Source organism: Bacteroidales bacterium (assembly GCA_021157585.1).
In the GTDB taxonomy this organism is placed as follows: domain Bacteria; phylum Bacteroidota; class Bacteroidia; order Bacteroidales; family UBA12170; genus UBA12170.
Genome location: JAGGWH010000182.1, coordinates 1 through 8,146, shown reverse-complemented (window position 1 = coordinate 8,146; position 8,146 = coordinate 1). Strand labels below are relative to the sequence as shown.

Here is an 8,146-nt window from a genome sequence, read left to right as displayed (position 1 = left end):
ACGCTGATCATGATGGTTCTGCTTCACCAGATCGCGTTTATCGTTATTATTCTATGTTGATGGATCATTTTCAAAAACCAGATAAGCATATTGTTCATTTCCATACAACACGTGGTTGGGGATTGGCCAATGTTTTAGCAGCTTTACAAGCTGGGATGACCAATTACGAATCAACTATGGGTGGAATTGGTGGTCAGCCTGCTAATTTTGTTAGTGGTGTGCCTGTTGCTGGAACGGGGAAATATTATTATAAAGATCCAAATTTAGTAGGTTTGATTTCTACGGAAGATATGGTGGTGATGATGGACGAAATGGGAATAGAAACTAATCTAGATATTGATAAAGTATTGGAAATTGGCGCTATGGTTGAGCGGATTGTTGGAAGAAGATTACGTTCCGAATCTATTCTTAACGGTCGTATTCCAAAATCCTTGACCGGGAATTAATAGAGGAAATAAAATTGATTCTGAGAATAATTTAAACATACGAAGTGTGGAATTTAAGCATGATTATGAAGCTAATACAAACGAAGTAATTAGAGATGATGATTCTTTTTCTCTACATAAAAAAGGAGTGGTTAAGTCTAATTAATCATTGGTTTATAAAGTATTAGAATAAGAAAACCCCGTATTTTCCCCGCTCTGCCTAATCTATAGATTAGGTTGTATAAAAGCTTTACTCCTAAAAACAATGTGGTTTTGGATTTGGGAATATTCACTACATTTACGTTACTAAGAAAAACAAAGAGAATAATTTACCTCCTCAACTTTATTATTTTTTTTCGGAAGATATCATCAATTAAGATAATTCATCCTTAAAGTTACCAAATAAGGTAACTTTTTGTTATCTTTGCAAAATATGAGAATAATAAAAGAAAAAACTCTGACTGATTACTGCAAGCAAAGGAAATACAAACGGGCAGTTGAATCATTAAAATCTTGGGTTTATGAAGTAAAATTCTCGACTTGGAATAATGCAAAGGAACTTAAAGCAAAGTACGGAAATGCAAGTATAATAAGCTCAAAAAGAGTTGTGTTTAATATAAAAGGGAATGATTATAGGCTAATTGTCGATATTGAATACAAACTAAAAATAGTATTTATTGTATGGCTTGGAACACATGAGGAATATGATAAGATAAATGCAAAAACGGTAAGTTATGAAAACTAAAATAATAAAAACAAAACAGGAATATAATGAAGCTTGCGAGAGGATTTATAGTCTTATTAATAGCTCTGCAATTCCCATTGAACCAGCTACTGCTGAAGGTGAGGAAATAGAACTCTTATCATTGCTTGTTGAAAAGTATGAGCAAGAGAACTATGCTATGGAAGCTCCCGATCCCGTAGAGGCAATTAAGTTTAGGATGGAACAGATGAATCTAAAACAAGCTGATATAGCTCCTCTTTTTGGAGGCAAGACAAGAGTTTCTGAAGTCTTGAACGGTAAAAGAACCTTAACATTAAAGATGATAACTCTTCTGAATCGCTATTTAGGAATCCCATTGGAATCGTTAATGGGCGGAAATAAAAAGATTAAATTAGAAGCAGAAAAGAAAGAGGAACTTCTGAATATATCATCAATCCGAGATTATTTAAGTGGGAGAGCAGCAGCATTGATTTAAGATTCAAAAAAATAAACAGGTTCTCGCAGACTACAAGTCTGAAGGTTGAATAAAAAACCAAGTAAAACATGTTGAATATTTAAACTAATGAAGTTTCGTGAAAAATTCCCCAAATAATCTAAATTTTTCCTGTTATGATTAGAGAGCTTGTTGGAATTATTTCTGACAGGTTTTTGTATTTAATGGATAAGAATTTTTTCCATTTTAATAATTTGGTTCTCGTTTTGAATTCTTAAATAATAAACTCCTGCTTGAAGCTGAGGTAGTTGTAATGCAAAGCTATTTTGTCCTGCTTTTCCGTTAAAAAATCGAGAAAATACTTTTTGACCAAGAGTATTGATTAGTTGAATATCGTATTCTTCTGCTGTAGCAGAATTTATATCGACGTTTAATCTGGGGGTATTTATTGGATTGGGATATATTGAGATACTGAAATCGTTTATCTCTTCAGTAGATGTTGAAATATCAATGGCTTGCATTCTTTTCATCGTTGGTTGCGACCACTCAATATTTATCAATTTTTCTGTGGCACTACTATTTGCAAAACTAACATTTGCGCCAAATTGAGGATTTACAGAAAGCAATTCCGCATCAGCAGAAATGTTAAGGCTTAAGAAATAATCTTCAAAATTTGTTGGGATTTCTGAAGTGCTTAAATAAACAGTTACTGTGTTATCCGCTTTTTCAAAGTTCAAGCCTGTATTTTCCCGAATTTTTAAATAGTTTAAAATTTCTGTTGGCGGAGCAAACCAAATACGATCAGAACCTTCAATGCCATAAACTTCAGCGATCTCTTGCATATAATATTTAAAAGTATCCCAAACTAAGCTCCCACCCGTTGGCGTTGGAATTACACGATGTGTAAAATCGTGCCACCAAATATGATTTCCATTTTGACTTTGTTCAGCAACTTCGTTTATTTTATCCATAATGTTTGATGTGTTGAATGCATCATCGTACATATATCGACGGTAAATTTTTAGGTTTTCTGTATTAAATGGAGAATCAATATCAATGCCTGTTCCATAACCTAGAAAATCGAATTTATTGCTATAAACCGCTTGCATACCTAAAGAAAATGCTGGATCTACATAATTTAAATCGCCGCTAGGAATCACAAAATGAGTCATTTCATAAGCCGCTTTTTCTAAAACAGCATTTTGATTCTCAGTGATTTGATAGTTATAATCTGTATCGCCATAAGCTGCGTGAGAATAACTGTGATTTAATACATCCCAATCGGCCGCAATTATTTCTTGCAATTGTGGCCAAGTGATGTAATCTGGTGTGTTGATATGGATATCGTAAAACGATGAGCTTACACTGTTCCACGCAACCGATCCCTTGAAAGGAACTGCATTGTTACAACCATCAGAATAAAATATCCCCTCAAAAGATTCTCCTGTTTCAAAAATATCACCTCCATTTAATAGCTTAAAAGCATAGGAATAGCCATCGATTTTTCCATCATCCAATGTAAAACTATAGGCAAAATCTTTATTGTATTTTAAAGGAGCTAAGTTTACTTGAACATCTCCAGGATCTTGATCAAAAGTGAGCGTTAAAACGGAGTAATCTTCACTATGAAAGCGGTAAAACTTAATGTCAATCGGTTCTGAAGATATTGAATATCCAAACGTATCAATAAGCTTAAAGCTGAATGAGCTGTTGGTTTCTTCAGAAGATTCATATTCAAAAAGGAAAGGAGGCACTGTTGAATAACTTTCCTGAATACCATTTACCATAAAATATACGGTGTCTGCTTTTATTGGATTTAGATTTGGTATTTGTAACTGTGCAAAAATACGTCCGCTTTCTCCTGTTCCGTCGTGAGCATTATTATAATGATTGGATCCAAACCACTCAAAGGGTGTTGATCCACCAATAAAGCTTACTTCTTTGATTCCAATTTCAAAAGCTCCAGCATCGGCACTATAAGGGAATTCAATAAATGAAAGATTGCTAAAATCTATAGAAGTGTCGAAATCACTCAAAGGTATTTTAATCCTTACCCAATCTTGGGCATCATTACTGATGTATTTTTCTAGCGTGAGTACGCCAAGAGAAGAAGGGCGAATTCTTATTTTGTTCCAGTTTGTATGGCTTGAGAATGATTTTAGAATAAGTTCTAAAGTATCGTTTCCGCCAGCAATAACATCTTGAAATTGCCCATAGATATATCTTTCATCGTATCCAAATTTGAGCTTACGGTATCCCGTTTCCGTATTCCATGTTTTTAAGTAAATATCGGGTTCTAAATCTTCGCCTTCAATAAAGGGACTGAAGCTTAATACTTGATTCACCAAAGCGGAATCGCCAGTATTGGGTTCGAGGAATGATATTTTTAAATCTGAAACTGGATTTTCTGGTTTTAAAGCTAAGAAGGTGACGGTAGCGCTATTTTCACTTTGTTGATTTTGAGTTATGACTTTCGCATAAGCCGTATATTCACTTTCCTCTTCAGGAAAATACTCTGTTTTATAAGGGAAATAATTATCAGTTGCAATAAGCTGATTGTCAATATAAAAATCTACATTTTGAATATTGTTTTCATTGGACTGAGCTGGAATTATTTCGGCAATTAACTGACCAGCACCTCCTAATCCATCGTGACTATTGTCAATTTTACCCTCTCCAAACCATCTAAATTCCTGATCCCCACCTGAGAATACAATATCTTTTATTGCCAACTGAAAAGCTCCAGCATCTGCACTGTATGGGAATTCCATATAATTTAGGTTGCTGAAATCGATGGAAGAATCAAAATCAGATAGTGGAATTTCTATTGTTGTCCATTCGTTGCCAATTCCTCCAACATTATCCACATAAGATTGTAGATTGAGGCTTCCTGAAGATTTTGGACGTAGTTTTAATTTTGACCAGTTGTTGAAACCACTTTCGTTTTTTAAAGTAATTATAAGCTTGTCGTTTCCACCGACAATTACATTTTTTCCAGGTGCATAAATATTAATGGGGTCATAACCGAGTTTTAGTTTTAGATAACCTGAATTTTGATTTTGAACTGATAAATAGGCTGCTTGACTTGGATCAGCACCCAACACTTCGGCTTGAATTTTAAAAGCTGTATTGAGTAGAGCGGTATCATTATTCTTCGGCTCTGTTAGACTAATGCTTAAATCTAAAGGAATAAATTCTTCAAGAAAAACAGTGTAAATATCTGATGTTTTAGAACTGTTGTCATTAAACCGCACTATTGAATAAATTGTGTTTTCGCCAAGGTCGGTTAATGTAATATTAAATTCAAAGGGATAAGTATTGTCTGAATCTACAAGAATATTATTGACATATAATTCTATGGACTCTAATGTGTTTTCGGCTTCAACGGCAGCTTCTGAACTAGCAACTAATTGTCCGGCACCGCCAAACCCATCATGTATATTGTCTGTTTTGTTATCTCCATACCATATATAAGGTGTGGATCCGCCAAAAAATTCAATTTTTGCAATATCCATTTCAAACGGTACAGCATCTGCGCTGTATGGGAATTCTATTAATGCTATTTGACTAAAATCTATTGATGTATCGAAATCGCTTAAAGGAATAATTATGGTAGTCCACGCTGAGTTTACACCTCCAACTTCATCAACATAGGGCTTTAAACTTAGTGAGCCTATGCTTGAAGGTCGGAATCTTATTTTTGACCAGTCGACAGTTCCTGAAATATCGCGTAGAATTATTCGAACTTGATTATTTCCTCCATTGCTTACATTTACTTTAGGATTGTAAATAGTTGTTGGGTTATTTCCAAGCTTAAGTTTTCTATAGCCGCCTTCCGCATTAATAATGTGAAGATGAGCAGGTTCTCCCGCGTTATAATCCAAAGATGAAGCGATAATGTTTAGTTCAGAAGGATTTGTAAGTGTATCGCCAAATTGTGGGCAAGACAGATTTACATCCTGAGCATAAATAAACAGGCTCGAGAGAAGAAAAGAAAGAAGTATAATTCTCTTTATCATAGATTAAGACTAACATACAAAAGTAGACACAAAAAAGGTTGTTTTGAAGTAAAGAAGGGTCTAATTCGTAAGTGTAACATATTACGACGTAAGTGTGAGATATACGGAAATAAGCTTGTGAAGTTTCAGCATCATTAGGGGATGATTTTTTCAAATGAGAATAAAAGAAATTTATTTTGCAGTAGCTCAGAACTTTTATATCTTTGCAGCCACTTTTATGAAACGAGAGTTTCAGGAGTTAAATAAATTTATTTAAATAAAAGAAAGAGAGTTATTTACTATGATTATTGTTCCGGTTAAAGAAGGCGAAAGCATTGACAGAGTCTTAAAGAAGTTTAAACGTAAGTTTGAAAAAACAGGTGTTGTAAAAGAATTGAGAAACCGTCAGAAGTATACTAAACCTTCTGTTATCAAGCGAGAGCAAAAATTAAAGGCAATCTACGTACAAGGTTTGCGGGACGCAATGGACTAAAAATCTTTGAATAGATTGAGTAGCCTTTAGGGTTTTTTGTAAATTTACAAAATTCTAAAGGCTTTTTTTATGTTCATATCGGATTTCCTTAATTATATAGAATTTGAGCGGCGTTATTCGGTGCATACCTTAAATTCCTATTCCAAGGACTTAGAACAGTTTTCAGGTTTTATTAAAGAAACATATCAAGTTGAAAGAGTTAAAGAAGTAGACTTTGTTTTTATTCGCTCTTGGATTGCTTTGTTGATGGAAGAAGGGAATAGTCCGAGAACAGTAAATCGTAAAATCAGTACACTTAAGTCGTATTTTAGATACCTATTAAAGGTAGGAAAGATAGATCATAATCCGGTTTTGAAGATTACCGGACCAAAAGCGCGAAAGAAGCTTCCTGTTTTTATTGAAGAGAAAAGTATGAATTTACTTATAACTGAATTCAAAACTCCTGAATCTTTTGAAGAAGCACGCGATCGATTAGTTGTAGAGCTGTTTTACGCGACCGGAATACGCCGTGCAGAACTTATCGGGCTTAAATCTAGCGATGTTAATTTAGATAGTAAACTTATTAAAGTCTTAGGAAAAAGAAATAAAGAACGTTTAATTCCTATTCACAATAGTATTTTTTCATTAATTGATTCTTATTTAGGCTTTAAGGAAAATGCTTTAACAGAACAATCTCAAGACCCGTATTTTTTTCTTACTGTAAAAGGTAAAAAGATGTATCCTAAGCTTGTTTATCGAATCGTAAATAACTATCTTAGCAAAGTGAGTACGCAAAAAAAGAAGAGTCCTCATGTGTTGCGTCATACATTTGCAACTCATATGCTAAATCATGGAGCTGATTTGAATGCAGTTAAAGAGTTATTAGGACATGCCAATTTAGCGGCAACGCAAATTTATACGCATAACACTATAGAAAAATTAAAAAATATTTATAAACTAGCCCATCCAAAGGCTTAAAAAAGGAGGTTAAATGGACGTTAATATTAATTCAATTCATTTTACTGCTGATAAAAAATTGAAGCAACTCATTCAGACTAAAGTTAAAAAGTTAACTACTTTTCATGATGGACTTCTCAGTATCGATGTCAACTTAAAGGTTGATAAGTCTGATAAGAAAGAAAATAAAATTGCTGAAGTAAAACTTTTTATTCGTGGAGGTGATCTGTTTGCAAAAAAACAAGCTAAAACATTTGAAGAAGCTGTTGATGAATGTTTAGATGCTACACGTCGACAATTACTGAAACACAAGGAGAAAGAAAGAAAAGTGTAATCATTTAAAAATAAGAAAAAAAGATAAAAAAGCTTTGATAATAAGCCAAGAGTTTCTATTTTTGCAGTCCTTTTTGAGAGAGGGGCTGCTTTTTTTATGAGAGCTAGTGCATAGAAGGTATTGTTATTACTGTGTTTACAGTGTTTGCCGATGTAGCTCAGTTGGCCAGAGCAGCTGATTTGTAATCAGCTGGCCGGGGGTTCGAATCCCTCCATCGGCTCAACAAATGTTAAATAGGCGACAGTTTAAATCAATTTAAACGAGTACATATACATCTTGAAAGAAATTATTGGGGAGATTCCAGAGCGGTCAAACGGGGCAGACTGTAAATCTGTTGGCTAAGCCTTCGGAGGTTCGAATCCTCCTCTCCCCACAATAATTGGAGTTCTTTGAAAAAAGAAAACGGGAAGAAGAGAAACAGATTTTATTTGTGACTCACTAAGCTTTCGGAGGTTTGAACACGAAGTCTCACGAGCGAAGCGAGTAATCCTCCTCTCCCCACAATAATTGGAGTTCTTTGAAAAAAGAAAAATTAGAAAACTTGAAAAACAGATTTGTTCTGTGGGTTAAAATACGTTGGCTGACGAATTTTAGTTCATTTTTTCTTATATAAATTATGCGAGAGTAGCTTGTAATTATTTTGAAAGAAAGTAATAATAAGTGATTGCGCGGAATCAGCGGGAGTAGCTCATTTGGTAGAGCGAAAGCCTTCCAAGCTTTAGGTGGCGAGTTCGAGCCTCGTCTCCCGCTCAATTCAGCCGATGTAGCTCAGTGGTAGAGCGCTTCCTTGGTAAGGAAGAGGT

7 protein-coding genes and 3 tRNA genes are annotated in these 8,146 nt (G+C 34.4%); 9 read left to right on the top strand and 1 reads right to left on the bottom strand.

What is annotated here, in order from left to right:
- The 3 genes from J7K39_12630 to J7K39_12620 all read left to right on the top strand — a co-directional run.
- On the top strand, nucleotides 1–446 hold a 446-nt coding region (locus J7K39_12630; GenBank protein ID MCD6180738.1), incomplete at its 5' end, for a hypothetical protein.
- 412 nt (nucleotides 447–858) lie between these two features.
- Complete coding sequence (locus tag J7K39_12625; protein MCD6180737.1) at nucleotides 859–1,170, top strand: type II toxin-antitoxin system HigB family toxin; 312 nt, start codon at nucleotides 859–861, stop codon at nucleotides 1,168–1,170.
- The gene (locus J7K39_12620; protein ID MCD6180736.1) at nucleotides 1,160–1,624 is read left to right on the top strand and encodes a helix-turn-helix domain-containing protein; all 465 of its coding nucleotides are present in this window, start codon (nucleotides 1,160–1,162) and stop codon (nucleotides 1,622–1,624) included. Before J7K39_12625 ends, J7K39_12620 begins: the two co-directional genes overlap by 11 nt.
- Nucleotides 1,625–1,803: 179 nt before the next feature.
- Here the strand turns inward: J7K39_12620 and J7K39_12615 are convergent, their stop codons facing one another.
- Nucleotides 1,804–5,601, bottom strand: a complete 3,798-nt coding sequence (locus J7K39_12615) for a T9SS type A sorting domain-containing protein (protein MCD6180735.1) — start codon at nucleotides 5,599–5,601, stop codon at nucleotides 1,804–1,806.
- Between the two features lie 280 nt (nucleotides 5,602–5,881).
- Between J7K39_12615 and J7K39_12610 the strand changes: the two genes are divergently transcribed.
- The 6 genes from J7K39_12610 to J7K39_12585 all read left to right on the top strand — a co-directional run bounded on the left by J7K39_12610 (nucleotide 5,882) and on the right by J7K39_12585 (nucleotide 8,093).
- Nucleotides 5,882–6,073, top strand: coding sequence for a 30S ribosomal protein S21 (locus J7K39_12610; GenBank protein ID MCD6180734.1), 192 nt, complete (start codon nucleotides 5,882–5,884; stop codon nucleotides 6,071–6,073).
- Between the two features lie 69 nt (nucleotides 6,074–6,142).
- Nucleotides 6,143–7,030: a tyrosine-type recombinase/integrase gene (locus tag J7K39_12605; GenBank protein ID MCD6180733.1), complete on the top strand. Its 888-nt coding sequence runs from the start codon at nucleotides 6,143–6,145 to the stop codon at nucleotides 7,028–7,030.
- A 13-nt stretch (nucleotides 7,031–7,043) separates the two neighbouring features.
- Nucleotides 7,044–7,343 (top strand): ribosome-associated translation inhibitor RaiA, encoded by a 300-nt coding sequence (gene raiA, locus J7K39_12600; GenBank protein ID MCD6180732.1) that lies wholly within the window; start codon nucleotides 7,044–7,046, stop codon nucleotides 7,341–7,343.
- Nucleotides 7,344–7,489: 146 nt separating this feature from the next.
- A tRNA-Thr gene (locus J7K39_12595) sits at nucleotides 7,490–7,563 on the top strand.
- A 71-nt stretch (nucleotides 7,564–7,634) separates the two neighbouring features.
- Nucleotides 7,635–7,716 (top strand) — tRNA-Tyr (locus J7K39_12590).
- A gap of 304 nt (nucleotides 7,717–8,020) precedes the next feature.
- A tRNA-Gly gene (locus tag J7K39_12585) sits at nucleotides 8,021–8,093 on the top strand.
- The last annotated feature ends 53 nt before the right edge of the window (nucleotides 8,094–8,146 follow it).